Source organism: Paenirhizobium selenitireducens ATCC BAA-1503, from assembly GCF_000518785.1.
GTDB classification, from domain to species: Bacteria; Pseudomonadota; Alphaproteobacteria; order Rhizobiales; family Rhizobiaceae; genus Allorhizobium; species Allorhizobium selenitireducens.
This window is the reverse complement of record NZ_JAEG01000006.1, coordinates 474042-500130: the sequence shown is the minus strand read 5'-3', so window position 1 is coordinate 500130 and position 26089 is coordinate 474042. Positions and strand designations below refer to the sequence as shown.

The 26089-nt window shown below is 64.8% G+C and carries 20 protein-coding genes; 6 read left to right on the top strand and 14 right to left on the bottom strand.

All coding sequences use genetic code 11. The features are described from left to right. On the bottom strand, positions 1–2820 hold a 2820-nt coding region (locus L867_RS26395), incomplete at its 3' end, for a beta strand repeat-containing protein (RefSeq protein WP_051438904.1). A 341-nt stretch (positions 2821–3161) separates the two neighbouring features. Between L867_RS26395 and L867_RS0109710 the strand changes: the two genes are divergently transcribed. Continuing rightward, on the top strand, positions 3162–3872 hold the full coding sequence (locus L867_RS0109710) for a sulfate transporter family protein (protein WP_028736702.1): 711 nt from the start codon (positions 3162–3164) through the stop codon (positions 3870–3872). A gap of 99 nt (positions 3873–3971) precedes the next feature. On the opposite strand, the gene nth is transcribed toward L867_RS0109710, so the two are convergent. Further along, positions 3972–4748: an endonuclease III gene (gene nth / locus L867_RS0109705; RefSeq protein ID WP_028736701.1), complete on the bottom strand. Its 777-nt coding sequence runs from the start codon at positions 4746–4748 to the stop codon at positions 3972–3974. 22 nt (positions 4749–4770) lie between these two features. Here nth and L867_RS0109700 point away from each other — a divergent pair, with 22 nt between their 5' ends. The 3 genes from L867_RS0109700 (at position 4771) to tal (ending at position 7605) form a co-directional block, all read left to right on the top strand. After that, complete coding sequence (locus tag L867_RS0109700) at positions 4771–5268, top strand: DUF2244 domain-containing protein (RefSeq protein WP_028736700.1); 498 nt, start codon at positions 4771–4773, stop codon at positions 5266–5268. Positions 5269–5610: 342 nt separating this feature from the next. Further along, complete coding sequence (locus L867_RS0109695) at positions 5611–6501, top strand: methylated-DNA--[protein]-cysteine S-methyltransferase (protein WP_051438903.1); 891 nt, start codon at positions 5611–5613, stop codon at positions 6499–6501. A 147-nt stretch (positions 6502–6648) separates the two neighbouring features. Beyond that, positions 6649–7605 carry a transaldolase gene (tal, locus tag L867_RS0109690; protein ID WP_028736698.1) on the top strand — a complete coding sequence of 319 codons (957 nt, stop codon included), beginning with the start codon at positions 6649–6651 and terminating at the stop codon, positions 7603–7605. A 415-nt stretch (positions 7606–8020) separates the two neighbouring features. Here the strand turns inward: tal and L867_RS26390 are convergent, their stop codons facing one another. The 7 genes from L867_RS26390 to L867_RS0109650 all read right to left on the bottom strand — a co-directional run bounded on the left by L867_RS26390 (position 8021) and on the right by L867_RS0109650 (position 15900). After that, positions 8021–8692 (bottom strand): SH3 domain-containing protein, encoded by a 672-nt coding sequence (locus L867_RS26390; protein WP_051438902.1) that lies wholly within the window; start codon positions 8690–8692, stop codon positions 8021–8023. A 502-nt stretch (positions 8693–9194) separates the two neighbouring features. Beyond that, positions 9195–10619, bottom strand: a complete 1425-nt coding sequence (locus tag L867_RS0109680; protein WP_028736697.1) for a gamma-aminobutyraldehyde dehydrogenase — start codon at positions 10617–10619, stop codon at positions 9195–9197. Between the two features lie 36 nt (positions 10620–10655). Next, positions 10656–11468, bottom strand: coding sequence for an ABC transporter permease (locus tag L867_RS0109675; protein ID WP_028736696.1), 813 nt, complete (start codon positions 11466–11468; stop codon positions 10656–10658). Next, positions 11458–12408, bottom strand: coding sequence for an ABC transporter permease (locus L867_RS0109670; RefSeq protein ID WP_028736695.1), 951 nt, complete (start codon positions 12406–12408; stop codon positions 11458–11460). The genes L867_RS0109675 and L867_RS0109670 overlap by 11 nt, the downstream gene beginning before the upstream one ends. Next, positions 12405–13394, bottom strand: a complete 990-nt coding sequence (locus tag L867_RS0109665) for an ABC transporter ATP-binding protein (protein ID WP_028736694.1) — start codon at positions 13392–13394, stop codon at positions 12405–12407. Before L867_RS0109665 ends, L867_RS0109670 begins: the two co-directional genes overlap by 4 nt. Positions 13395–13549: 155 nt before the next feature. Then, entirely contained in the window at positions 13550–14707 is a 1158-nt protein-coding gene (locus L867_RS0109660; protein WP_028736693.1) for an ABC transporter substrate-binding protein, read from the bottom strand. Between the two features lie 284 nt (positions 14708–14991). Beyond that, entirely contained in the window at positions 14992–15900 is a 909-nt protein-coding gene (locus L867_RS0109650; protein WP_028736692.1) for a LysR family transcriptional regulator, read from the bottom strand. A gap of 198 nt (positions 15901–16098) precedes the next feature. Between L867_RS0109650 and L867_RS0109645 the strand changes: the two genes are divergently transcribed. Both L867_RS0109645 and L867_RS24940 read left to right on the top strand, forming a co-directional pair. Then, the gene (locus L867_RS0109645) at positions 16099–16992 is read left to right on the top strand and encodes a DMT family transporter (RefSeq protein WP_028736691.1); all 894 of its coding nucleotides are present in this window, start codon (positions 16099–16101) and stop codon (positions 16990–16992) included. 198 nt (positions 16993–17190) lie between these two features. Beyond that, on the top strand, positions 17191–20664 hold the full coding sequence (locus L867_RS24940) for an autotransporter domain-containing protein (RefSeq protein WP_051438901.1): 3474 nt from the start codon (positions 17191–17193) through the stop codon (positions 20662–20664). Between the two features lie 72 nt (positions 20665–20736). Here L867_RS24940 and arsA read toward each other — a convergent pair whose 3' ends face one another. The 5 genes from arsA to L867_RS0109615 all read right to left on the bottom strand — a co-directional run bounded on the left by arsA (position 20737) and on the right by L867_RS0109615 (position 26072). Further along, the gene (arsA, locus tag L867_RS0109635) at positions 20737–22503 is read right to left on the bottom strand and encodes an arsenical pump-driving ATPase (RefSeq protein ID WP_028736690.1); all 1767 of its coding nucleotides are present in this window, start codon (positions 22501–22503) and stop codon (positions 20737–20739) included. A gap of 84 nt (positions 22504–22587) precedes the next feature. Next, a complete protein-coding gene (locus L867_RS0109630) occupies positions 22588–23451 on the bottom strand; it encodes a metal ABC transporter permease (RefSeq protein ID WP_028736689.1) in 864 nt (287 codons plus the stop codon). After that, entirely contained in the window at positions 23448–24308 is an 861-nt protein-coding gene (locus L867_RS0109625) for a metal ABC transporter permease (protein WP_028736688.1), read from the bottom strand. Before L867_RS0109625 ends, L867_RS0109630 begins: the two co-directional genes overlap by 4 nt. Further along, entirely contained in the window at positions 24289–25188 is a 900-nt protein-coding gene (locus L867_RS0109620; RefSeq protein WP_269748260.1) for a manganese/iron ABC transporter ATP-binding protein, read from the bottom strand. The genes L867_RS0109625 and L867_RS0109620 overlap by 20 nt, the downstream gene beginning before the upstream one ends. Beyond that, positions 25185–26072 carry a metal ABC transporter substrate-binding protein gene (locus L867_RS0109615; RefSeq protein WP_028736686.1) on the bottom strand — a complete coding sequence of 296 codons (888 nt, stop codon included), beginning with the start codon at positions 26070–26072 and terminating at the stop codon, positions 25185–25187. Before L867_RS0109615 ends, L867_RS0109620 begins: the two co-directional genes overlap by 4 nt. Positions 26073–26089: the final 17 nt, after the last annotated feature.

Genomic DNA, 26089 nt, shown 5'->3' with positions numbered 1-26089 from the left:
GATGATGCGGTCGCTTGCATCCTGGGCGAGGCCGGTGGTGTTGCGCACGAAGGCCGCGGCCGCGAGCACGCCGACCGCGCCGATCGTGGTGAAAACGCTGTTTTCCAGCGAAATCGTGTCGTCAGCCACCGAAAAGTCGGTGATCGTATCGACATTGGTTGCGGCATTCGGGGTTGATTGGAAGACGAAGGTGTCTGCGCCGGTCCCGCCGGTCAGCGTGTCATTGCCGACATTGCCGAAGAGCCTGTCGACCCCCGCGCCGCCGTTGATGGTGTCGTTGCCGCCTGCGCCATTGAGAATGTTGTTGCCGCTATTGCCGGTCAGCAGGTTGTTGAGCGCATTGCCGACGCCATTGATGTTGCCGACGCCGAGCAAGGTCAGGTTTTCGATATTGTCCCCGAGCGTCCAGTTGACCGCTGCCTGCACGGTGTCGGTCCCCTGGCCCACGGCCTCGGCGACCACATCGGCAACGGAATCGACAATGTAGGTGTCGTTGCCCGCCAGCCCCGTCATGGTGTCGGCACCGCCGCGGCCGTTGAGGATGTTGTTGCCCGAATTGCCGGTCATGATGTTGGCCAGGCCATTGCCGGTGCCGTTGAGATTGCCGGCGCCGAGCAATGTCAGGTTCTCGAAATTGTCGCCGAGGGTCAAGCTGACGGCCGTCTGCACGGTATCTGTGCCGTTGCCGACGGTTTCGACGACGACGTCGGCAAGCGAATCGACGATGTAGGTGTCGTTGCCGGCCAGCCCCGCCATGGTGTCGGCGCCGGCGCGGCCGTTGAGCACATTGTTGCCGCTGTTTCCCGTCAGCAGGTTGGCGAGGTCGTTGCCGGTGGCGTTGATGTTGCCGGCGCCGAGAAGCGTCAGGCGTTCTATCGTCGCAAGGGCGGCGAGCGAACGGGTGATCGTCGACGTGATCGTATCGATCCCGCCGGTGTCGGTGACGGTGTCGTCGCCGTCAGCCAGCGTGTAGGTGTCGTTCCCGAGCCCGCCGTTGAGGGTGTCGGTACCGCCCGCGCCATCGAGAATGTTGTTTCCCGAATTGCCGGTGATGATATTGGCGAGCGCATTGCCGATGCCGTTGATATTGCCTGTGCCGAGCATGGTGAGGTTCTCGACATTGTCCCCGAGAGTCCAGCTGACGGCGGCCTGAACCGTGTCGGTCCCTTCGCCGACGCCCTCGATGACCTGGTCGGCGATCGAATCGACGATGTAGATATCGTTGCCCGCCCGGCCGCGCATGGTGTCGCTGCCGCCGCGGCCGTTGAGCACATCGTCATTGGCGCTGCCCAGCAGCGTATCCGCATCGCCATTGCCCGTGAACGTCCGGGTCGTCGCGGTAATGGTGCCGAGTACGTTGACGAAGCCCCCCTGGTTTCCGTCATCGCCGGCCAGGTCGAGGAAAGCGTTGACGTCGCTGGCGGTGATCACGGAGCCGCCAAGCTGGAAGAGGTCGTCACCTGCCCGGATCGTCAGCAAGCCGGAGATGGTGAATCCTGCATCGAAATTGACGGACCCACCGCTGCGCAGGGTCACATTGGGCACGCTTGCCGGGGATATGAGAGCGCTGACGAGGATCGATCCGGCATTGTCGCCACCGATCGTCAGTGTGCCGGAGGTGACGATGCGATCCAGCTCGGCGTCCGAAAGCTCGAGGGCGGCGGCCACATCTGACGCGCTGCCCAGGATGATGGCCCGCCCGTCGGTCAGCGGGCGCAGGATGACATCGCCCGCCGCGGTGATGCCGGAGGATGCGGCGATCGTCATTCGGTCCGCATTGACGACGACGTTGCCGCCCGAGGAGACCGTAGACGAGAAGGGGGTCTCCAGATTGAGCAGCCCGTTGGGGCCTGTGGTGAGAATAATCGAACCGGTTCCAAACGTAGCAAGGCCGCCGTCGGTGCCGGTATCGTCAAGGATGCTGATGTTTCGCCCGACATTGACAACGAGATTTCCGCCGGTCGAGCCCGTTTGGCTGTCCGCGACCATGTCGGCAAAGCCGCTGATCAGGACGTCGCGACCGGCCTCCAACGTGAGAGTGCCATTGGCGCGCACGTCGTTGTCGAAATCGGCCCCGGCCGTCCCGAACGAAATGTCGCGGCCGGCGGTCAGCGTGATGTTTCCGCCCGGGGCGGAGATCGCGTCCCGGTTAACGGTGGACGTGATGTCGGAATCGAAGCCGATGGCCGTGAGGTTCACGTCTCCTGAGGTCGCGCCGCCGTGGACAGATTCGAGGCCGGTCGTGTCGGTGAGGGTGATCGTGCCGAGGTTGGTGAAGTCCAGGTCACCGGAGGTCGCGACGCTGAGGCCGGAGACGCTGTCGGTCAGTCCACCGATCTGGACCGTTCCGACATTGCCTATGGCGATGCCGCCCGTATTCGTCTCCGCCTCGATCACGGACGTCTGGGTTTCGATGGCATTGCCGGGCGTGCCGATCCCCGTTCCGGCGCTCATCACGATCGTCGCGGCCTGTATGTCAGCCGCGGCGTCCGAGCCTCCCTCGGTAATGCTGCCGTTCGCGACGAGTGTGACGCTGGTGTTTGTCGTGATGCTGTCGACCACGATCGAGTCCGGGGATTGGCCCGGATCCGCCAGGTCGCCGACCTGCAAGCTGCCGTTCCCGAGCGAGTCGGTGATGTCGAGCGTGATGTTCACACCGGGTACGGAGGCTTTGATGATCAGCGAGTCCGCCGGGTGCGCGATCACCGCCACCACCGAGCCGTCGCTGTCTCTCGTGACAACCGAGGTCGCATTGCCGGGCGTACCATCATCCTCGATTGTGTAGCTGCCTGCCTCACTTAAGATCAATGTCGTTGGCATGGTGTACTCCTCGGCGCGCTGACGGCGGAAACCATTTTCCGTCGTGACGGAAGCGAATTTCAAAATCGAGAGTAGCGGAAGTCGTCATGTATACGTCCGAGCTCTAATATTGGCAAGGATCGTTGCTCTGCGGCGCAAGCAAAACCCGATCTGGTTGCGCGGGTATATTTTTATGACGCAATCATCGATTGGTTCTGAACTGGAACCACTGTCGTAGAAAACCTTTTTGCGCTGCAGCAGCAGTTCGGGAGGCTCTTCCGCTGGGTGATGTGGAGCAGCCGCGACCTTGTCCGTCGGGCCGATGCATCCTACATCGGGTGTGACATCGATGGAGGCTCCGGATGATCCTTGACGCCGCAGGACTTGCCCTGCGCAATCTCTTCGCGCCAGAGACCCGGTCGGTCTTCTGGAAGGTTATCGGCCTGACGCTGCTGGTGCTGGCGGGGCTATGGTTCGCGTTGCGCGAGACCTTCGTCGCCTATGCCATGCCGTGGGTCGATGCACTGATCCCCGGCATGCCGGAATGGGCCGGATGGCTGAGCTTCATTTTCGGCATTTTCGCCAGCATCGGCCTGGCGCTGGCGCTGGCTCTGCTCCTCTCCTCCGTCACGGCAATCATTGCCGGTCTCTTTCTCGACGACGTGGCCGAAGTGATCGAGAAACGCGATTATCCTACCGATCGGCCGGGCACGGCCATGCCGATCGGCGCGGCGATCCTGTCCTCGCTGAAGTTCTTCGGCATCGTGCTCGTCGGCAATATCATCGCCTTGATGCTGTTGCTCGTGCCGGGGATCAACATCGTCGCCTTCTTCCTCGTCAACGGCTACCTGCTCGGCCGGGAATTCTTCGAATTCGCCGCCATGCGCTTCCGTTCGCCCGACGAGGCGCGGCTATTCCGCTCGCGCCATTCCGGCACGGTCTTCGCCGCTGGTCTGGTGATCTCCGGCTTCCTGGCGATCCCGATCCTCAACCTGCTGACCCCGCTGTTTGCCGCGGGCCTGATGGTGCATCTGCACAAGATGCTGTCGAAGCGGGACGTGGTGGCTGTCTAGAGCAGTTCCAGCAAAAGTGCGAAGCGGTTTTGCGTCCGGAACTGCGTGAAAACAAAGACATAGAGCATCTAAGGCGACGCCGTTTTCGCCGGAAATGCTCTAGGGTGTCGGGCCGAAGAGTTGCGGCGGGAGTTCCACCAGGGGGGCCGGCACGTCGCAGGTCTTTTCCGGCGATTTGCAGATGTCGGCGATGACGCAGCGTTCGCATTCCGGCTTGCGCGCCTTGCAGCAGTAGCGCCCGTGCAGGATCAGCCAATGATGGGCGTGGAACAGCCAGTGCTTGGGCACGATCCGCATGAGCTTGTCCTCGATCTCGTCCGGCGTCTTGGCGGGGGCGAGGCGGATGCGGTTGGCAATGCGCAGGATATGCGTGTCCACTGCCATGGTCGGAATGCCGAAGGCCATGGACAGGACGACATTGGCGGTCTTGCGGCCAACGCCGGGCAGCGTCACCAGCTCCTCGCGGGTCTTCGGCACCTCGCCGCCATAGACGTCGACCAGGCGCTGCGACAGGGCGATGACGTTCTTCGCCTTGTTGCGATAAAGGCCGATCGTCTTGATATAGTCGCGAACCTTCTCCTCGCCGAGGTCGAGCATCTTCTGCGGCGTGTCGGCGACCTTGAACAGGGCGCGCGTCGCCTTGTTGACGCCGGCATCGGTCGCCTGGGCCGACAGCGCGACGGCGACCACAAGGGTGAACGGATTGACGTGTTCCAGTTCGCCCTTGGGTTCCGGGCGCTGGATCGAGAAGCGGCGGAAGATCTCCTCGATCTCGGCCTTCGAATAGGCCGAACGGGCCGCGGGCTTGCGCTTCACGCTTCCGGGATTTGACTTTTTCAAGGTTTCGGTGCTGGATTTCTTCATCGGACTCGTCATGGACAATCTATAGTCGGCCCCAATGACCAAAGGCAATGTGAACCCCGTCGCGGAGCAGCCGATATTCGCTGCCGAACTCGTGCCCTATCGTTCGCTCGGCCGAAAGGGTTTCCGCCTCCTGCTGATGATCACCGGCGCGGTCTGCGCCGTGCATGCCGCGTTCTTCATGGCCACCGGCGCCTGGCCGATCGGCCTGTTCTTCGGTCTCGACTTCCTGCTGCTCTACGGCGCCTTCTGGCTCAACTATCGGTCGGGCCGGGCGCGCGAGGAGGTCTATGTCTCGCGCACCGATCTCGCGATCCTGAAATTCTCGCCGTCCGGCCGTCTGACCGAACATCGCTTCAATCCCTTCTGGGCGCGCTTCTTCGTCAAGCGCCACGACGAGATCGGCATCGTATCGATGCAGGTGGCGGGGCAGGGGCAGCGCACCGATGTCGGCTCGTTTCTCAACCCTGACGACCGGGAGAGCTTTGCCCGGGCCTTCAAGGGCGCGCTGGCGACGGCCAAGCAGCGGATTTGAGCGCTTCGTAGGGGGATACCCCCCTCTGCCCTGCCGGGCATCTCCCCCACAAGGGGGGAGAGCAATTTGGAGCACCCGCCTGCCACATGCATACGCTTGCAAAGAAGCGAGAACTGCTTCGTGCGGGCGGCGACCTTGAAACTCCATCTTGGGCTTCTGTCTGCATGGCGGATGATTAGGCCGAGCGATATCCGCGCTGTGTTCTCCCCCTTGTGGGGGAGATGCCCGGCAGGGCAGAGGGGGCTGGCTTGCGCAGACGGATGACTTCGCTCGTCCCGCAAGAAACGGGTGGCGCGTCGGCCTTGCGCGTGGTGAAGTCGGGTCATAGATGAGGATTAAGCCATGACCCTTGCTCAACAGATCGACCTTTCGACGACCACCGACATCACGCCCGAGGGCTCGGACTACGAGACCGTGCGCCGGGTGATCGAGATGCTGACGCTCGACTATCAGGCGCAGCCGTCGCTGGAGGTGATGGCGGCGCGGCTCGGGCAGTCGCCGAACCAACTGCAGAAGACCTTCACCCGCTGGGCGGGTCTCACGCCGAAGGGTTTCCTGCAGGCGGTGACGCTCGACCATGCCAAGCGGCTGCTCGGCCGGGAAGGCATGCCGCTGCTGGAAACCTCGATCGAGCTCGGCCTGTCGGGGCCGGGCCGGCTGCACGATCTTTTCGTCACGCATGAGGCCATGTCGCCGGGTGAATGGAAGGCGCGCGGGGCCGGGCTCACCATCCGCTACGGCTTTCACCCGTCGCCGTTCGGGCTGGCGCTGGTGATGGTGACCGAGCGGGGTCTGGCGGGTCTTGCCTTTGCCGATCCGGGCGGCGAGGCCGCCTGCTTCGACGATATGGCCGAGCGCTGGCCGCAGGCCAACTACGTGGCCGATCAGGCCGCGACCGCGCCTTATGCGGGCCGGATCTTCGACCCCGAGAAATGGTCCGGAGAGCAGCCGCTGCGCGTCGTGCTGATCGGCACGGATTTCCAGGTCCGGGTTTGGGAGAGCTTGCTTGAAATCCCGCTCGGCAAGGCGGTCACCTATTCCGACATCGCCGCCAGGATCGGCCAGCCGACGGCGAGCCGGGCGGTCGGTGCGGCGGTCGGCCGCAATCCGATTTCGTTCGTCGTGCCGTGCCACCGGGCGCTTGGCAAGAGCGGGGCGCTAACCGGCTATCACTGGGGTCTGACGCGCAAGCGCGCCATGCTTGGCTGGGAGGCGGGGAAAATCTGCGGCTGAGCGTCGATGCCGATGGATCTATTAATCGATTAGAATCGTTTTCCCGCATTCTTGACTTTGCCATCTTCCGCTGGTGATAGTCGGCACGAATTTTTCGGCCCCGACCCTTCCACAACCGGGCCGCTTCGAAGAACAGGGATAACGATCATGACCTCCAAACTCGAACAGCTTCGCGCCATGACCACCGTGGTCGCCGATACCGGTGACATCGAGGCCGTCGCGCGCCTGAAGCCGGTGGACTGCACGACCAATCCCTCGATCGTTCTGAAGGCGCTCGGGACCGACGCCTTTGCTGACGCCTTCAAGGAAGCGATCACCTGGGGCAAGGCCAAGGGTGGTGCCGACGAGGCCGTGGTCGAGGCCATCGCCGATCGGCTGGCGGTTTCGGTCGGCGCAGCGCTGGCCGGCCTCGTGCCCGGCCGCGTCTCGACCGAAGTCGATGCCGACCTGTCCTTCGACACCAAGGCGTCGATCTCCAAGGCGCATGGGATCATCGCCGCCTACAAGGAGCGCGGCATCGAGCGCGACCGCATCCTGATCAAGCTCGCCTCGACCTGGGAAGGCATCCGCGCGGCGGAAGTGCTGCAGGGCGAAGGCATCGACTGCAACCTGACGCTTCTCTTCTCCAAGGCCCAGGCGATCGCCTGCGCCGACGCCAACGTGTTCCTCATCTCGCCCTTCGTCGGCCGTATCCTCGACTGGTACAAGAAGTCGACAGGCGAGAACTACACGTCCGAGACCGATCCGGGCGTGCTCTCGGTGCGCTCGATCTACAACTACTACAAGTCGAACGGCATCGAGACGATCGTCATGGGCGCCTCGTTCCGCAATGCCGGCGAGATCGAGGCACTGGCCGGCTGCGACCGCCTGACGATCAGCCCGCAGTTGCTCGACGAACTCGACGCCGCGACCGGCGACCTGCCGCGACTGCTCTCGCCGGAAAGCGTCAAGGCCGAGCCGCGTGTCTCGCTCGACGAGAAGGCCTTCCGCTGGGCGATGAACGAAGATGCCATGGCGACCGAAAAGCTCGCCGAAGGCATTCGCGGCTTCGCCAAGGACCTCGGCACCCTGCGCGCCCAGATCGCCAAGGCGCTGGCGGCTTAAGCGTCGGTCTTTCTGATTGGAGGGGCGTGCGGATACCCCCCTCTGCCCTGCCGGGCATCTCCCCCTCAAGGGGGGAGATTGATGCGTGGTGAACGCTCAGCCCCCATCACTTTGGCACCCTCGTCTGTGACTGCTGACGATAAAGCCCACAACAGCTCACGGCATAGACGGCAGCAGCATCTGACGGTACACACTGCCGTTTTCCGGTGCTGCCGTCTCGCATTCTGACATCTTCCGCAGTGCTGACGGCTCTCTGGCGCGCGCACGACCTGTGGCCCTTTACGATTATTGATGCCGGGTGAGGGAGTGGCGTTCTGCCGATCTCCCCCCTTGAGGGGGAGATGCCCGGCAGGGCAGAGGGGGGTGTTTTCAGCGGTCTTTCAGGTTGGCTTACCCATACGATTCCCGTCGCAGTTCACCACCCCATCACGACATCGTCGGGAATGTGGAACGTCTCTTCGCCGTTGACGGTGACGACGGCGACGCCGCCCTGTTTGTGGCTGCGGACCTCTGCGCCGTCCTTGGCGGAAAATCGGCCGGCGCGGTAGGTCAGCGCTCGGGTGTAGCCGTCGGGGAAGGTCAGGTCGATCTCGGCGAAGGGGCCGTTGCGGACGATGCCGAAGGCGCAGGCGCCGATGCGCGCGTCGCCCGGCATCTGGCAGCGGATCGTGCCGGTGGCGTGATAGGCGGTTCCCGGAATGACGCGGTCCTCGTCGTCCTCAGGCAGCGCGCCGGCCGGCGGCACCCACTCGTCGGTGATGTAGCGACCATTGACCCAGCCGCTGATGCTCGGCCGCTCATAGGTGGAAATCCGGCACCAGAAGCCGCCATCGCGTTCGCGGCAGCCGAGATTGCGCACCGGCTGGCCCTCCTGCAGCGCGCCGATCACCCGGAAGGCCGGGCCGGCGCCGGAGCGGATGTTCAGAACATCGCCGGGGATCAGCCCGTAGACATGCCAGATCGCCGCATCGTCGGACGGATTGCCGCCGAGGTTCGGCGCCGGGATGACCAGCGGTTCCTGCGCGGGCGCGACGGCGGGCCAGGACAGCGTCGCCAGGGCGATCAGGACGGGCAGGATGCGGCGCATGCGGTTCTCCATGATTTGCGGCGAGGATAGTACAGCGGTCGTTATGTCGCCAGATTATCTCAGGCGAAGGTAAACGGGGGCTGTCGCGTGCGGGGCAAGCGGTGCGTACCGGATGGGCGCCTTGGCTGTGCGATCGACACTGGCGCTACGGGCGGGCGGCCGGATGTCGACGGGATTTGTCCCAGCCTTCAGGCTTTGGAATGGGGGGGGCGCCAGTGGGGTGCAAGCGGTGTCGTCACCGCTTCTCCCCATCGGGGAGAAGGTGGCGCGCAGCGCCGGATGATGGGGAGCGAAGCTCTGGCCACTCTCGCTGTACCATCCCGCCTCGTCCTGAGCCTGTCGAAGGGCGCTCGGCACTTCTCCCCGATGGGGAGAAGAGGGATTCACAAAAGAGGGGCGTCTTTTCCGGCAAACCACCGGCGGCAATGCCGGCGGAATCCTTCAGCAGGCTCGCGCGTGGCGGTTCGCCACGCCGGTTTTGTCTCCTATCCGCGACCGTTCCTCAGTGCGCAATCATCACGTGGCGGACGGCGGTGTAGTCCTCCAGCGCGTAGACCGACATGTCCTTGCCGTAGCCCGACTGTTTCAGGCCGCCATGCGGCATCTCGTTGCACAGCATGAAGTGGGTGTTGATCCAGGTGCAGCCGTAGCGGAGCCGCGCGGCGGTCTTCATGGCGCGGGAGATGTCCTTGGTCCAGACCGAGGAGGCAAGGCCGTAGTCGCTGTCGTTCGCCCAGGCGATCGCATCGTCGGTTTCCGAGAAGCGGGTGACCGAGACGACCGGGCCGAACACTTCGCGGCGCACGATCTCGTCGTCCTGCAGGGCCCCGGCAATGACGGTCGGGGCGTAGAAGAAGCCCTTTTCGCCAGACACCTTGCCGCCGGTGACGACCTCCATGTGGCTGTGCTCGGAGGCGCGGGTGACGAAGCTTTCGACACGGTCGCGCTGGCGCCTGGAGATCAGCGGGCCGATCTCGTTTTCGGTGTCGTCGGCCTGGTTGAACTTCAGGGTCGAGACGGCTGAGGCGAGGTCGGCGACGAACTTGTCGTAGATCTTGTCGGAAGCGTAGATGCGGCAGGCGGCGGTGCAGTCCTGGCCGGCATTGTAGAAGCCGAAGGTGCGGATGCCGGCGACGACGGCTTCGAGGTCGGCATCGTCATAGACGATGACCGGGGCCTTGCCACCGAGTTCCAGATGGGTGCGCTTGACCGACTTGGCAGCAGCCGCCAGCACCTTCTTGCCGGTGGCGATGTCGCCGGTGATCGACACCATGTTGACCTTGGCATGGTTGATGATGGCATTGCCGACGCTTTCGCCGCGGCCGAGCACGACGTTGACCACGCCTTCCGGCAGGATGTCGGCGAGCAGCTTGGCCAGCTTCAGGGCGGTCAGCGGGGTCTGTTCGGACGGCTTGAAGACGACCGTGTTGCCGCCGGCGATCGCCGGCGCCAGCTTCCAGGCCATCATCATCAGCGGATAGTTCCACGGCGCGATCGAGCCGACGATGCCGACCGGATCGCGGCGGATCATCGAGGTGTGGCCGGGCAGGTATTCGCCGGCGACCGGCGCATGCAGCGAGCGGATCGCGCCGGCGAAGAAGCGCCAGCAATCGACGATGGCCGGGATTTCGTCATTCAGAACGGCATTGATCGGCTTGCCGCAGTTGAGGCTTTCCAGCGTGGCAAAGCCGGCGGCATCCTGCTCGATTGCGTCGGCGATCTTCAAGAGATAGGCGGACCGCTGCGCCGGGGTGGTGGCGGACCAGCTGTCGAAGGCTTTTTCGGCGGCATCGACGGCGGCGTCCACCTGGGCAAGCGAAGCCTCGGGCAGGGCGAGAATGGTCTCGCCGGTCTTCGGGTTGAGGACCTTTTCCTCGGTTTCGGTGCCGGCCTCGAACTTCGAGCCGATCAGCATTTGCGTGTCCATGTGGTTCTCCCTCAACTGATTGAGTTGTCTTTGATGTTATTTGCCGCTGCCGGAAATCTGGTCCGTATCGCGGGTCAGGTAATAGGCGGCGAGGATCGGCAGGAGCGTGACGATCACCACCAGCATGGCGACCACGTTGGTGACCGGGCGCTGGCGCGGGCGGATCAGTTCTTCGAGCATCCAGATCGGCAGGGTCGACTGCTGGCCGGCGGTAAAGGTCGTGACGATGACCTCGTCGAAGGACAGCGCGAAGGCGAGCATGCCGCCGGCGAGAAGGGCTGTCGCGATATTCGGCAGCACCACGTAGCGGAAGGTCTGGAAGCCGTCGGCGCCGAGATCCATCGACGCCTCGATCAGCGAACCCGAGGTGCGCCGGAATCGGGCGACCGCGTTGTTGTAAACGACGACGACGCAGAAGGTCGCGTGACCGAGGATGATCGTCCACATCGAAAACGGAATGTCGGCGAGCGAAAAGGCCGAGCGCAGCGCGATGCCGGTGATGATGCCGGGAAGCGCGATCGGCAGGATGACCAGCAGCGAGATCACCTCGCGGCCGAAGAATTTCGTGCGCGACACGGCGGCCGCGGCCAGCGTGCCGAGCAGCAGCGCGACCGCGGTGGCGATCGATGCGACCTTGACCGAAAGCGTCAGCGCTTCCCAGACATCCGGCCGGTTCCAGGTCACGGCGAACCACTTGGTGGTCAAGCCCGGTGGCGGCCACTGGAAGCTCTTCTCTTCCGTGGTGAAGGCGTAGACGAAGATCAGCAGGATCGGCAGGTGCAGGAACAGAAGTCCGCCCGCTGCTGCAAGCTTCAGTGGCCAACCGGCCGCGGAACGTTCAGAGCGCATCGAAAGCCCCCATGCGTTTGGCAGCCCACAGATAGACGCCCATGATGACGATCGGCACGACCGAGAAGGCGGCGGCGAGCGGCACATTGCCGGCCGTGCCCTGCTGGGCATAGACGGCCTGGCCGATGAACAGGCGCGAGGAGCCGACGATCTGCGGGATGATGTAGTCGCCGAGCGTCAGCGAGAAGGTGAAGATCGAGCCGGCGATAAGGCCGGGCAGCGCCAGCGGCAGAAGCACGTGGCGGAAGGTCTGGTTCGGCCGGGCGCCGAGATCGCCCGAGGCCTCGATCAGATTGCCGGGCACACGCTCGAGTGCGGCCTGGACCGGCAGGATCATGAAGGGCAGCCAGACATAGACGAAGACCAGGAAGGTGCCGATATAGCTGATCGACAGCGAATTGCCGCCGATCACCGGGATCGCCAGGATGGCATCGAGCAGCCAGGTCAGGTGCAGTTGCGCGAAGATCCAGGTGAGGATGCCTTCCTTGGCGAGGATCAGCTTCCAGGCATAGACCTTGACCAGATAGCTCGACCAGAGCGGCAGCATGACGCCGAGATAGAAGAAGGCCTTCCATTTGCCGGTAGCGTAGCGCGCGGCGTAGTAGGCAATCGGAAAGGCGAGCACGGCGGAGGCGAGCGTGACGACGGCGGCCATCAGCACGGTGCGGAGGATGATGTCGAAATTGGCCGGGTTGAGCAGCTGCCCATAGGTTGAAAGCGTCAGCTCGTAATTGATCATCCCGGAGAATTCGTCAATCGAGAAGAAGCTCTGCAGCAGGAGCGCGATCAGCGAGCCGATATAGATGATGCCGAGCCACAGCACCGGCGGGACCAGCATCAGCAGGAGCAAAAGATTGGGGCGGCGCCAGAACAGGTCCGACAGGCGCCCCATGACGCCGCCGCGTCCCGGCAGGATCGATGTGGTGGCGACCTCGCTCATGCCGCGTCGTCCATGTAGTGCAGGTCTGAGGGCTGCCAGGAAAGGCCGGTCGCGGCGCCGATATCCGGCACCGACTGGCCGGCCGGCACCATGACCGACAGGACGATATTGCCGGCCCCGACGGTGACGCGGGTGGCGGCACCGAGGAAGCTGTGCGAGCGGACGGTCGCCGTTATGCCGCCGCTCGGGAGAAGGCGGATGGCTTCCGGGCGCAGGCTCGCCCATTTCGCCTCGCCGCCGAGCTTTTTCATGTCGGCGGGCGAAATCACATTGGAGGAGCCGACGAAATCGGCGACGAAGCGGGTCTTCGGATGATTGTAGATTTCTTCCGGCGTGCCGGCCTGAACGATCTTGCCGTCGTTGAATACGGCGACGCGGTCGGCCATGGACAGGGCCTCGCCCTGGTCATGGGTGACGAAGATGAAGGTGATGCCGAGCGAGCGCTGCAGGGTCTTCAGCTCCTCCTGCATCTGCTCGCGCAGCTTGAGGTCAAGCGCGCCGAGCGGTTCGTCGAGGAGCAGCACCTTCGGCTTGTTGACGAGCGCGCGGGCCAGCGCCACGCGCTGGCGCTGGCCGCCGGAGAGCTGGCCGGGCTTGCGCGCGCCGTAGCCCGGCAGCTTGACGAGGTCGAGCGCCTGTTCGGCAAGCTGCAGCCGTTCGGATTTGTCGACGCCCTTGACCATCAGCCCATAGGCGACGTTGTTCAGGATGTCGAGATGCGGAAACAGGGCATAGTCCTGGAACACCGTGTTGACGTGGCGGCGATAGGGCGGCACGCCCTCGGCCGTTTCGCCGAAGATTTCGATATGGCCGGAGGTCGGCTGTTCGAAGCCGGCAATCAGGCGCAGGCACGTTGTCTTGCCGGAGCCGGACGGTCCGAGCATGGCGAAGAACTCGCCGGGCGCGATTTTCAGGTCGACGGCATCGACGGCTTTGACGGCGCCGAAATGGCGCGACACCTGCGTGAATTCAACGGCTGCGGTCATGGATACTCCGGATGGTTTTGGATTACCTCGACGCGTCGACCTCTTCTCCCCAGCGGGGAGAAGTGCCGAGCGAATGCGAGGCGATGAGGGGGCGGAACGCTCGGCCCCCTCATCCGCCCTTCGGGCACCTTCTCCCCGCTGGGGAGAAGGGGATTTTAGCGTCCGCCGATGACGCCGATGTAGTCAGACACCCAGCGGTGGTACGGCACGCATTCGCCCTGGCTTTCGCACTTCGAGGTCGGCGTCTTCCAGAAGCTGATCTTCTCGAAGTTGTCGTAGCCGTTGGTCGTGCAGCCTTCGTCGGTCAGCAGTTCATTGCCCTTGCAGGCGGCAGGAACCGAGGGGACGGTGCCGAACCATGCGGAGACGTCGCCCTGGACCTTGGGCGAGAGCGAATGCTCCATCCACATATAGGCGCAGTTCGGGTGCTCGCTGTCGGCGTGCAGCATGGTGGTGTCGGCCCAGCCGGTGACGCCTTCTTCCGGGAAGGTGGAGGCGATCTTGGCGCCCTCGGCCTTCATCAGGTTGACCTGGAACGGCCAGGAACCGGAAGCCACGACGCCTTCGTTCTTGAAGTCGTCGATCTGGATCATGGCGTCGTGCCAGTAGCGGCCGACCAGCGTACGCTGGACGCGCAGCAGATCGAGGGCGGCCTTGTACTGGTCCTCGTTCAGCTCGTAGGGATCCTTGATGCCGAGTTCCGGCTTGTGCTTCATCAGGTAGAGGGCGGCGTCGGCGACATAGATCGGGCCGTCATAGGCCTGGACGCGGCCCTTGTTGGACTTGCCGTCGGCGAGCGTCATTTCCTCGAAGACGACCTTCCAGCTGGTCGGTGCTTCCTTGAAGGCTTCGGTGTTGTACATCAGCACGTTCGGGCCCCAGACGTAAGGCGTGCCGTAGTGGACGCCGTCCTTGGTGTGCCAGGGGGCGTTCTGCAGGCGCTCGTCGATGGTCTTCCACGAGGGGATGAGGTCGGTGTTGATCGGCTGGACGCGCTTGCCGGCGACGAGGCGGAGCGATGCGTCGCCCGAGGCGGTGACGAGGTCGAAGCCGCCTTCGTTCATCAGGGCGACCATTTCGTCCGAGGTCGCGGCGGTCTTGACTGTGACCTTGCAGCCGGTGTCGGCTTCGAACTTGGTGACCCAGTCGTAATTCTTGTCGGTCTCGCCGCGCTCGATATAGCCGGCCCAGGCGACGATGGAGAGCGCGCCTTCACCCTTGCCGAGTTCCTTCAGCGGTTCCTGGGCGACGGCATTGGTGGCGAAGCTGGCAACGGCAATGATCGCGGTGCACGACTGCAATAACTTTTTCATAGCGATTTCTCCCGGTTGGGGGCCGCCTTGTCGCGGCGCTTGTTCCCGAGGATGAAGGTGACGCGAAACCGCCGCATTCGCAAATTCATTTGTCAGAAAGACGCTATCGGTTTTTCCGAATGGTGAGGGATGAAGACCCCTCCCCAACCCCTCCCCACAAGGGGGAGGGGCTTTTCCGCGAAAGCTGCGGCAGGTTCAGGGCAGAACTGTCCCACGCGTGTTCTCCCCCCTTGTGGGGGAGATGGCCGGCAGGCCAGAGAGGGAGTCCACCAAGAATATGAGATTTAACGTCCCCGCCCGCTTCTGAGCGCTTCCGCGATGCCGACGAAGTCGCGGGCGGATTGGGGCAGGCTTGAGCCCTTGCGCCAGACCATGCCGACCTGGACGACGGGGAGGGCGCCGGAGACGTCGCGGCTTTCGATGCGGTCGCCTTCCAGCGACCACGGGCGGTAGACGAGGTCGGGCAGGAGCGCCACGCCTGCGCCGGTCGCCACCAGGCTGCGCACTGCTTCCACGGAGCGGGTGCGGAAGGCGACATGCGGACGGGCACCCAGCGCCGAAAGCAGCTTGCCTGTGTTTTCCTCGATTTCGTCGACGGTCAGCATGATCAGCGGTTCGCGGGCGATGTCGGCGATCGAGATGATGTCGGCGGAGACGAGCGGGTGACCCATGGGCAGCCACAACCGGTAGGGCGAGGTCTCAAGGATCTCGGCCTGCAGCGCCATGCGGTCGCGCAGGTTGGAGATGACCATGACGGCGACATCGAGTTCGCCGCCGATCAGCAGGTGCTCGAGATAGGAGCCGTTGTCCTCGATGGCCGAGACTTCGACGCCGGGACAGGCGCGGCGATAGCGGGCGAGCAGGTCGGAGAGCACGTAGCCGGCGACCAGCGAGGTGACGCCGATATTGAGCGTGCCGCCGGTGTTCTCCTGCGTCTCGGAAAAGGCGTTGCGCGCATCGGAGACGGTCGCCAGGATCTTCGTGGCATGGCGCAGGAACTGGTGGCCGTTATGGGTGATCGACAGGCCGCGCGGATGGCGCTCGAACAGTTCGACGCCGAGATCGCCCTCCAGTTCCTTGATCGCCTCGGTCACGGAGGATTGCGAGATCGACAGGTTCTGCGCCGCCCGCGTCACCGAACCCTGCTCGGCGACGGCGATGAAATACTGCAACTGGCGAAGCGTGAAGGCCATGGCGCCGTTAGAGCATGGCGGGCGGCGCAAGGGCAAGCGGCAGGAAGGGCCGTGTAGCATGTCGGCGTTCGGCTTCGTCTGCCGCAGGGCAGGTGTGCAAAAGTTCCGACTTTGCAAATGCCAAGAGACGTATACGATCGATTCGCCGCTTTCCCTCGTGGCGCTCCCGTTTCCGCCCGTCCCAGGTCAGCCGGTTTCATGAAATCCACGCCGCTCGGCTATGCCTTCGCCATCATCGCCTTCACCATATTCTCGGTGCAGGACGCAGTGTCCAAGCATCTCGGCATGGCCTATCCGCCGGTGCTGGTGGCGATGTTCCGCTATTGGGCCTTTGCAATCTTCGCCATCCTGTTCGCCATGCGGGCGCGCGGCGGGCTGAGGGCGGCGGTCGCGACCAAACGCCCGGTGCTGCAGATCGCCCGCGGACTGCTGCTGGCGGTGCAGATCCCGATCGCCATCACCGCTTTTGCCAAGGTCGGGCTTGCCCAGTCGCAGGCGATCTTCGCCTCCGGGCCGCTGATCGTCGCGCTGCTGTCGGTGCCGATCCTCGGAGAAAAGGTCGGCTGGCGGCGCTGGACCGCCATCGGGGTCGGCCTGTGCGGGGTGTTGCTGATCCTGTCGCCGAGCGGCGACCAGTTCAGCCCGCTGGTGATCCTGCCGATCTCGACCGCGGTGATCGGCGCTCTCTACGGATTGATGACGCGGCTGGTGAGCCGCGTGGACGGGCCGATGACGAGCTTCTTCTATATCGGCACGGTGGGTGCGGTGGCGCTCTCGATTGCCGGGCCGTTCTTCTGGACCGAGATTTCGGCTGCCGACTGGAAATGGATGATCCTGCTCTGCTGCACCGGCATTGCCGGGCACTATCTGCTGATCAAGGCCTATGACAATCTCGATGCGGTCGCGGTCCAGCCGATCACCTATCTCCAACTTGTGCTGGCCTCGGGCATTGCCGTCCTGGTCTTCGGCGAGGTGTTGCGGGCCAATATGGTCATCGGCGCGGCGATCGTCGTCGGCGCCGGCCTGTTCACGGTCTGGAGGGAGAACGTGCTGGCGAGGCGCAACGCACTCAAGGCAGCCGTCGATCTTTGACGCCCGTCGCCGACCGGTAGCGTGTGACGCGCATGCCGCTATCCGCGACCATTTTCGGGTGTATCGGGAAGGTACGCATGCTTTCCGTTGACGGGTTTGTTCCCAACTTGGGAAAAAGGAGCGGATCGATTCTTTAATCAATTTGGAGTTGCCGGGACGGCTGGCTTGTCCGTCGCGGTGTCTCCGGGAGACCTTTTCATGAAGCCCGACCGTATTGCGCGTCGTACCCGTCTTTTGTCGACGAGCGCTCTGGCGCTGACCCTTGCCGCCGGATTCTCCGGCGCCGTGCGGGCCGATTCCGTTTATTGGAACGGTGGCACCAATGACTGGTTCCTCGACAGCAACTGGGTTTGGGACGGGCACACGCCCAATGCCGGCGACACCGCCCGTATCGATGCGCCCGGCGTGGTGATCGACGGCGCCGGCGCCTATGTCGGCACGCTTCTCCTCGGGCTCGGCGGCGCGGCCGATCTGACCATGGAGGACGACCTGACGTCGGATTCCGTTTCGCTGGGCTGGAACAGTGGCTCGACGGGCACGGCGACGATCACCGGTGCGGGCAATAGCTGGGCCAATTCCGGGGCGATCTATGTCGGATATGGCGGGGGCGGTGTCATCAGCATCCTGGATGGCGCGGCCGTCACCACCGGGGAAATGAACATCGCGTCCGGCACGACATCGACCGGCACGGTCAACCTGCAGGACAATTCCAGCCTGACCACCTCCGGCCTTCTCTATGTCGGCTTCGGCGGCGACGCCTCCAGCGGCGGCCATGGCTATCTCAACATCCTTTCCGGTTCCGACGTGACGAGCGCCGACAGCATCATCGCCAACGGCACGAATACCATCGGAGAGGCCCTGGTCAGCGGGACCGGCTCGACCTGGACCACGACGGGCGGCCTGCTTGTCGGCGGCGGCGGGGTGGGCACCCTGGACGTCGCGAACGGCGGCTTTGTCCAGAGTGGCACCGCGACCATCACCAATCTCGCCTCCGCCTCGGGCAGCAGCGTCAATGTCCACGGCGCCGGTAGCCAATGGTCTGTGCTGAACGATCTCTATCTCGGCGCGAGCGGCTCCGGCACCCTCAACGTCACCGACAACGGCAGCGTCGAGCTTGGAGCGGCCTATCTGGGTTACACTGCCTCCGGCAGCGGTGCGATCATCGTCGACGACGCGTCCCTTTCCATCACCGACCGCATCGGCGTCGGCTACAACGGCACGGGTTCGCTGACCATCCGCAACGGCGCAACGGTGGACGCCGACGGCGCGATCCTCGGCTGGAACGCGGCCGCAACCGGCACCGCCACTGTGACGGGCGCCGGCAGCCGCTGGGACAATACCGGCACGCTCTATGTCGGCAATCTGGGCGACGGCTTCCTGACGATCGCCGACGGTGCCGCCGTCACCAGCACCGACGGCTATGTGGGAACGGAGAACGGATCCGACAGCGAGCTTCTGGTCAGCGGCGCAGGCTCTTCGTGGACCATGAACGGGGCGTTCTTCGCCGGCCACAATACCGGTGCGGAAGGAACGGTCACCATCGCCAGCGGCGGCTCGATTAGCAGCCTCCAGGGCATTCTCGGCGATCTTTCCGGCTCCGTCGGCACCATGACGGTGACCGGAGCGGGATCGACCTGGTCGGCCATCGTCGACCCGTCCGTCCTCTATTCCGGCGACCTCAATGTCGGCCGGCACGGGACGGGTCATCTCTCGGTCCTCAATGGCGGCTCGGTCACCGGCAACCGCCTGCACATCGGCAACGAAGTCGGCTCGTCGGGCGAGGCCATCATTTCTGGTGCTGGTTCCAACCTCACGGTCGCCGACCGCCTGTCGATCGGCATCGAGGGTGACGGCGAACTGACTGTCGCCAATGGCGGAACGGTCAGCGCCGATCGCATCGTCATCGCAGACGATGTCGGCTCCAGCGGTATCCTCAACATCGGTGCGACAGCCGGTGACGCTGCGGCGACCGCCGGTCTCATCGACACCGGCACCGTGATCTTCGGCGACGGCGACGGTGAAATCGTCTTCAACCACACGGCAACCGATTATGTCTTCGGTGCGGACGTGACGGGCACCGGCACGCTCTCCTTCCTGTCCGGCATCACCGAACTGACCGGCGACTACTCGGCCTTCACCGGCGGCCTGTCGATCGAGGGCGGACTGGTTTCCGTCAACACCGACACGCTGTCGGTCGTGGCCAGCGTGCTTGACGGCGCAACGCTCGGCGGCACCGGGACACTCGGCAATGTCGCTGTCGCGAGCGGCGGCACGGTGGCGCCGGGCAATTCGATCGGCACGATCAGTGTCGGCGACATCACCTTTGCTTCCGGATCGTTCTACTCGGTCGAGGTCGACGACCTCGGCAACAGCGATCTGATCGACGCTTCCGGAACGGCCACCATCGACAGCGGCGCGACCGTGACCGTCGGGCCGGAGAACGGCACGGATGACGGATCGACCTACACGTCCGGCACCGTCTACACGATCCTCAGCGCCGCGGGCGGCGTCAACGGCACCTTCGGCACGCTGACCGACAGCTTCGCCTTCCTCGACGGTCGCCTGACCTATGATGCCGACAATGTCTTCCTGACGCTGCTGCGCAACAACATCGCCTTCTCCAGCCTCGCCGATACGCGCAACCAGGTTGCCGTCGGCACGGCACTGGAATCGCTCGCAATCGGGGATGCGCTCTACGACGCGGTCGTCGGACTTGGCGCTGCCGATGTGCAGGGCGCCTTCGACGACCTGTCCGGCGACATTCACGCTTCGACAAAGGGCATGCTGGTCGATGACAGCCACTATGTGCGCGATGCGTTCAACGCCCGTCTGCTCGGCGACGCTTCGCAAGGCCATGGTTTCTGGACCTCGGCCTTCGGCGCCTGGGCGCGCTCCGAAAGCGACGGCAATGCCGGTTCGCTCGCCCATTCGACCGGGGGCTTTGCCGGCGGTGCCGACACTGTTCTCGCCGATGAGTGGCGGCTGGGTTTCGCCGGTGCCTACAGCCAGACGGCGTTCGACGAGGCATCGCGCGGCGCCTCGGGCACGTCCGACAACGCCTCGCTCGGCCTCTACGGCGGCCGCTCCTTCGGAGCGCTCGATCTGCGCTTCGGCGCAGCCTATACCTGGCACGAGATTTCCACCGAACGCACGGTCGATGCCGGCAGTCTCGATGACCGCAACGAAGCGGATTACGACGCCCGCACGGCCCAGCTGTTCGGCGAGGCGAGCTATGACATCGACACCAGCCTCGGCCGGATTTCGCCCTTTGCCGGTCTCGCCTATGTGCATCTGCGCACCGACGGCTTTACCGAAACGGGCGGCGTGACGGCCGTTTCCGCCGATGCGGACAGCTATGACACGACCTATGGCACGCTCGGACTGCGCGGTCAGGCGCCGCTCGCCTTTGGCGACACGAAGGGCGTGCTGCACGGCATGGTCGGCTGGCGGCATGACTTCGGCGACGGCCTGGCGGATGCGCGACTGGCCTTTGCCGGCAGCGACAGCTTTACCGTCTACGGCGTGCCGTCGGCGCGCGACGTCGCGGTGATGGAAGCCGGGTTCTCGGTTCCCGTCAGCGAGAATGCGCTGCTTGGCCTGAGCTATGCGGGCCAAGCCGGCGAAGGCGCGTGGGAACAGCAGGTCAAGGGACGACTGGACGTCCGCTTCTGATCTGCGGGTTGCCGGTCAAGGGCCGCCCCGGCGGTTCTGCTTGCCGGCATCACGCCTCGGCGGCCTTGCGGGTCATGCCGGATCGGCAATCGTGCGCAGCTCGGTCAGTCCGACGGGTGCGACCGAGCGGAAATCCAGGCCGTAGACGCGGCTGGCGAAATCGCGTTTCACCCGCTCGATCTGGGCGGCCTCGCCCTTGATCCGGGCGCGCAGCAGCGGGTCGCGCGTGCCGGTGATCGCCATCGACTTGTTGACCACCCAGCCATAGGGCTCGATCCTGGCGCGGCGGAGGTCTTCCTGTAACGCGTCGGCTTCTGACACCGGTGTGGTCTCCGGCAGGGTGACGAGCAGGACGCGCGTATAGGCCGGATCCTGCAAGCGCATCAGCGGCGTCACCATGCGGCCCGGCGCGTTCTCGTCGAGATGCCGTGTCATCTGGCGGTGGTAGGCGCCGGTCGCATCGAGCAGCAGCAGGGTATGGCCGGTCGGCGCGGTGTCGATGACGACGAAGCTGCTGCGTGCCTCGCCGACGACACGGGAAAAGGCGTGAAAGACGGCGACTTCTTCGGTGCAGGGGGAGGCCAGATCCTCGCGCAGCAGGGCCTTGCCGTCCTCGTCGAGGTCGCGGCCCTTGGTCGTCATGATCTTGTCGATGTAACGCGCCGTCTCGGCCTCCGGGTCGATGCGGTCGACGGTCAGGCCCGGCATGGCGTCCGAGCCGACGACGAAGGAAAGATGGGCTGCCGGATCGGTGGTCGTCAGGTGGACGGAATGGCCACGCGCGGCCAGCCCGACCGCCACGGCGGCGGCGACCGTTGTCTTGCCGACGCCACCCTTGCCCATGACCATGATGAGACCCTTGCCGCCCGCGGCGATGTCGTCGACCAGCGTCGAGAGACGCGGCAGGTCGGTAACGGCGGGCAGGGCGCCAGTGCCGGAACCGGCGAGATCGTCGGTCGGGGCGAAGAGGGCACGCAGGGCTTCGAGCCCGACCATGTCGAAGGATTTCAGCGGCACCTCGTCGCGCGGCAGGGAGGCGAGGGATGCGGGCAGTTCGGCCAGCGCGGCCGTCTGCTCCGCGGCGAAGGCGGCCGCGACCGTGTCATTCGGATCGGTGGGCGTGAAACGGCCGTTGACGGCGAGCATCTGGTTGGAGAGGCCGAGTTCGGCGAGTTCCCCGGCGGTGCGCGCGGCCTCGCGGATGGCGCCGCGGTCGGCACGGGTTACCAGCACGATGGTGGTGCGGGCCGGATCTCCCAGGCAGTCGAGTGCCTCGCGAAAACGGTCCTCCTGCATCTTCAGGCCGGAATGCGGTCCAAGGCACGAGGCGCCGCGCTCGTTGGCCTCGAGGAAGCCGGTCCAGGCCTTGGGCAGGCTGAGCAGCCTCAGCGTATGGCCGGTCGGCGCCGTGTCGAAGATGATGTGGTCGAACTGCGGATTGTCGTCGGCGAGCAGTCCGACGAACTCGTCGAAGGCGGCGATCTCGGTGGTGCAGGCGCCGGACAGCTGTTCGCGCACGGTTGCCTTTTCCTGGTCGGTGGCGGCCGGACCCATCTGGTCGAGCACGCGGCCGCGGTAGTCTTCTGCGGCCGTTTCCGGGTCGATGTTCATCGCCGACAGACCGGTAACGCCCGGCACCGGCGTCGGATCGCTGCCGAGCGCTACGCCGAGCATTTCGTCGAGATTGGAGGCTGGGTCGGTGCTGACCAGCAGTACCTTCAGCCCTTTGTCGGCGAGCGCGATGGCTGTGGCGCAACTGATCGAGGTCTTGCCGACGCCGCCCTTGCCAGTGAAGAACAGGTGGCGGTTCGGTCTGGTCAGCAGCGTCATGGATGTCATCGGGCTCGGTCCTCGTTCAGGCGTGACGCTAACCCTAGACGACGTCCGAAGGAAGCGACTTGACCCAAGGCAAATCCGGCAAGGCTAACCGTCGGTCTCCGGCGCCGGCTGCCTGCGCAGATCCCGCGCCTTCCAGACGGTGCGCAGGAAGGCGAGGATGAACATGGCGGTCATCAGCAGGACGATCGTCGGCGCCGGCGCGCTGTCGATCAGGAAGCTGAGATAGATGCCGAGGATCGTGGCGGTGACCGCGACGATGACGGCGGCGACCAGCATGGTCTGGAACCGGCGGGTGATCAGGAAGGCGATGGCGCCGGGGGTGACCAGCATGGCAACCGAGAGGATGATGCCGACGGCTTTCAATGCGCCGACCACGGTCAGCGACAGCACGGCCAGCAAGCCGTAGTGCAGGAGGCGGACTGGCAGGCCGATGGCGCGGGCGTGCTGCGGATCGAAGGCATGGGCGAGAAGGTCCTTCCGCAGGATCACCAGGAAGGCAGTCGCGGCAAGGGCGATCAGGCCGGTCTCGATCAGGTCGGAGGGCAGGATGCCGAGCATGTCGCCGAACAGGATATGGTCGAGATGGACGTCGGACTCGACCTTGACGAACAGCACGATGCCGAGACCGAACATGCCGGAGAAGACGATGCCGAGCACCGTGTCCTCCTTGATCCGGCTGTTCTCCTTCACATAGCCGGTGGCGAGCGCGCAGATCATGCCGGCGACGAAGGCGCCGAGGGCGAGCGGCAAACCGACCATGTAGGCGATGACGACGCCGGGCAGCACGGCATGGGACACCGCGTCGCCCATCAGCGACCAGCCCTTGAGCACCAGGAAGCAGGAGAGCAGCGCCATCGGCACGGCGATCATCAGGGTCACGGCGAAGGCCGACTGCATGAAGGGCAGCTGGAACGGCAGAAGCAGAAGTTCGACGGTCTCGTTGTTCATGGCGTCGGCTCCAGGGCTTGCGCCGCGCGCCGGCGGGCGGCGAGGAGGCCGTGCTTCGGGGCGAAGACGAAGGCGAGCAGGAAGAGTGCGGTCTGCAGCACGACGATGACGCCGCCGGTTGCCCCGTCGAGGAAATAGCTCGCATAGGCGCCGACAAAACTCGTTCCGGCGCCGATCAGGAAGGCGAGCACGATCAGCCGCTGGAAGCGGTCGGTCAGCAGATAGGCGGTGGCACCCGGCGTCACGACCATGGCGACGACGAGGAAGGCGCCGACCGTCTGGAGGGCTGCGACCGTCGAACCCGCGAGCAGGGTGAAGAAGACGACTTTCAACAGGTCGGGGCGCAGGCCGATGGAGCGGGCATGGTTCTCGTCGAAGAAGGCGACCATGAAGTCCTTCCACTTGGCGGTCAGCACCACGAGGCTGACGCCGCCGATCAGGACGAGCTGCAGTGTGTCGGCCGGGGTGATGGCGAGAATATTGCCGAGCACGATGGTCTGGATGTTCACCGAGACCGGCGAGAGCGAGACCATGAACAGGCCGAGACCGAAGAAGGAGGTGAAGATCAGGCCGATGATCGCGTCTTCCTTGAGCCGCGTGCGCTGGTTGAGGAAGAGCATGGCGGCGGCGGCGAGCCCGCCGGAGATGAAGGCGCCGAAGGCAAAGGGCAGGCCGAGCATGTAGGCGCCGGCCACGCCCGGGACGATGGCGTGCGAGAGGGCGTCGCCGATCAGCGACCAGCCCTTCAGCATGAGATAGGCGGAGAGGAAGCCGCAGACCCCGCCGACGAGCGCGCTTACCAGGATGGCGTTGCGCATGTAGTCATAGGTGAAGGGCTCAAGCAGAAGGCTTGTCATTGGTTCTTTCCGGGGCTTTTCCCGCCTGCGGCGTGCCGTAGATGACGAAGGGGCGTTCGTCGTCGGTGATGACCTTGAGCTGGCGCGCATCCGCGTCGTCATGCAGGTCGGCACCGCCGAGAACGAAGTGGCGGAGCGCCCCGCCGAAGGCGGTCTTCAGGTTCTCCTCGGTGAAGGTCTCCTCGGTCGGGCCCGACGCGATCACCGTGCCCTTGACGAAAATGGTACGGTCGCAGAATTCCGGCACGCTGCCGAGATTGTGGGTCGAGACCAGCATGACGCGGCCTTCGGACCGCAGGTCCCGCATCAGCGCGACGATCTGTTCCTCGGTGTTGACGTCGACGCCGGTGAAAGGTTCGTCGAGCAGGATCACCTGTCCTTCCTGGGCGAGAGCCCGGGCGAGGAAGACGCGCTTGCGCTGGCCGCCGGACAGTTCGCCGATCTGGCGCTTGCGGAAGTCGCTCATGCCGACCCGCGCCAAAGCGTCGGCGACCATCTTGTGGTCGGTGCGCGAGGGGATGCGGAAGAAGTTCATGTGGCCGTAGCGGCCCATCATCACCACGTCCTCGACCAGGACCGGAAAGTCCCAGTCGACTTCCTCGGCCTGGGGTACATAGGCGATGAGGTTCTGGCGCAGCGCCTGGCGCACGCTCATGCCGAGTACGCTGATCTCGCCGGCGGCGAGCGGAACGAAGCCCATGATGGCCTTGAACAGGGTCGACTTGCCGGCGCCGTTGACGCCGACGAGCGCGGTGATCGTGCCCTTCGGGATCGAGAAGCTCGCGGCCTTGAGCGCCGTCAGGCCGTTGCGGTAGGTGACCGTCACATTCTTGGCGGTCAGGCCCTCGGGCCGGGTTCTGGTGCTGGGTCCCATGATCATCGGGCAAGCCCCTCGGCGATGGTCGAGACGGTGACCTTCAGCAGGTCGAGATAGGTCGGAACCGGGCCGCCCTCCTCGCTCAGCGAGTCGACATAAAGCACGCCGCCATAGGCAGCCCCGGTTTCCTCGGCCACCTGGCGGGCCGGCTTGTCGGAGATCGTGCTCTCGGAGAAGATCACGGCAATCCGGTTTTCGCGCATGGCGTCGATCACGGCGCGCACCTGCTGCGGCGTGCCCTGCGCATCGGCATTGACCGGCCAGAGGAAGAGTTCCTTCAGGCCCAGATCGCGGGCCAGATAGGAGAACGCGCCCTCGCTGGTCACCAGCCAGCGCTTTTCGGCCGGCAGAGCGGCGATCTGCGCCTTCATCGGCTCGATCTCGGCCCGGATCTTGTCGGAATAGGCCTTGGCGTTCGCAGCATAGGCCTCGGCGTGGTCGGGATCGACCTCGGCCAGCGCCTTGCGGATGTTCTCGACATAGATCAGCGCATTGTCCGGCGACATCCAGGCATGCGGGTTGGGCTTGCCGTCATAGCCGCCGCCGGAAATGCTGATCGGCTGCACGCCGTCGCTGATGACGGCGGCCGGCACCGAGCCGAGATTGGCAAGGAACTTTTCGAACCAGCGTTCCAGGTTGAGGCCGTTCCACAGGACGAGATCTGCATCTCGTGCCTTGAGGATGTCGCGGGGCGTCGGCTGGTAGTTGTGGATCTCGGCGCCGGGTTTGGTGATGCTGTCGACCTCGGCCATGTCGCCCGCGACATTGCGGGCAATGTCGGCGATGACGGTGAAGGTGGTAATGACCTTCGGCTTCTCGGCAGCCGCTGCGCCAAGCGGCAGCAGGATGATGGCGGCAGCGAGAAAGCCGGCGATGCGGGGCAGCATGGAAACTCCTGGGGCTT

What these genes read in the sequence shown, in the direction of transcription:
- L867_RS0109710 (WP_028736702.1), top strand. Translation starts at nt 3,162, where the DNA reads ATGATCCTTGACGCCGCAGGACTTGCCCTGCGCAATCTCTTCGCGCCA.
- nth (WP_028736701.1), bottom strand. Translation starts at nt 4,748, where the DNA reads ATGACGAGTCCGATGAAGAAATCCAGCACCGAAACCTTGAAAAAGTCA.
- L867_RS0109700 (WP_028736700.1), top strand. Translation starts at nt 4,771, where the DNA reads ATGACCAAAGGCAATGTGAACCCCGTCGCGGAGCAGCCGATATTCGCT.
- L867_RS0109695 (WP_051438903.1), top strand. Translation starts at nt 5,611, where the DNA reads ATGACCCTTGCTCAACAGATCGACCTTTCGACGACCACCGACATCACG.
- tal (WP_028736698.1), top strand. Translation starts at nt 6,649, where the DNA reads ATGACCTCCAAACTCGAACAGCTTCGCGCCATGACCACCGTGGTCGCC.
- L867_RS26390 (WP_051438902.1), bottom strand. Translation starts at nt 8,692, where the DNA reads ATGCGCCGCATCCTGCCCGTCCTGATCGCCCTGGCGACGCTGTCCTGG.
- L867_RS0109680 (WP_028736697.1), bottom strand. Translation starts at nt 10,619, where the DNA reads ATGGACACGCAAATGCTGATCGGCTCGAAGTTCGAGGCCGGCACCGAA.
- L867_RS0109675 (WP_028736696.1), bottom strand. Translation starts at nt 11,468, where the DNA reads ATGCGCTCTGAACGTTCCGCGGCCGGTTGGCCACTGAAGCTTGCAGCA.
- L867_RS0109670 (WP_028736695.1), bottom strand. Translation starts at nt 12,408, where the DNA reads ATGAGCGAGGTCGCCACCACATCGATCCTGCCGGGACGCGGCGGCGTC.
- L867_RS0109665 (WP_028736694.1), bottom strand. Translation starts at nt 13,394, where the DNA reads ATGACCGCAGCCGTTGAATTCACGCAGGTGTCGCGCCATTTCGGCGCC.
- L867_RS0109660 (WP_028736693.1), bottom strand. Translation starts at nt 14,707, where the DNA reads ATGAAAAAGTTATTGCAGTCGTGCACCGCGATCATTGCCGTTGCCAGC.
- L867_RS0109650 (WP_028736692.1), bottom strand. Translation starts at nt 15,900, where the DNA reads ATGGCCTTCACGCTTCGCCAGTTGCAGTATTTCATCGCCGTCGCCGAG.
- L867_RS0109645 (WP_028736691.1), top strand. Translation starts at nt 16,099, where the DNA reads ATGAAATCCACGCCGCTCGGCTATGCCTTCGCCATCATCGCCTTCACC.
- L867_RS24940 (WP_051438901.1), top strand. Translation starts at nt 17,191, where the DNA reads ATGAAGCCCGACCGTATTGCGCGTCGTACCCGTCTTTTGTCGACGAGC.
- arsA (WP_028736690.1), bottom strand. Translation starts at nt 22,503, where the DNA reads ATGACATCCATGACGCTGCTGACCAGACCGAACCGCCACCTGTTCTTC.
- L867_RS0109630 (WP_028736689.1), bottom strand. Translation starts at nt 23,451, where the DNA reads ATGAACAACGAGACCGTCGAACTTCTGCTTCTGCCGTTCCAGCTGCCC.
- L867_RS0109625 (WP_028736688.1), bottom strand. Translation starts at nt 24,308, where the DNA reads ATGACAAGCCTTCTGCTTGAGCCCTTCACCTATGACTACATGCGCAAC.
- L867_RS0109620 (WP_269748260.1), bottom strand. Translation starts at nt 25,188, where the DNA reads ATGATCATGGGACCCAGCACCAGAACCCGGCCCGAGGGCCTGACCGCC.
- L867_RS0109615 (WP_028736686.1), bottom strand. Translation starts at nt 26,072, where the DNA reads ATGCTGCCCCGCATCGCCGGCTTTCTCGCTGCCGCCATCATCCTGCTG.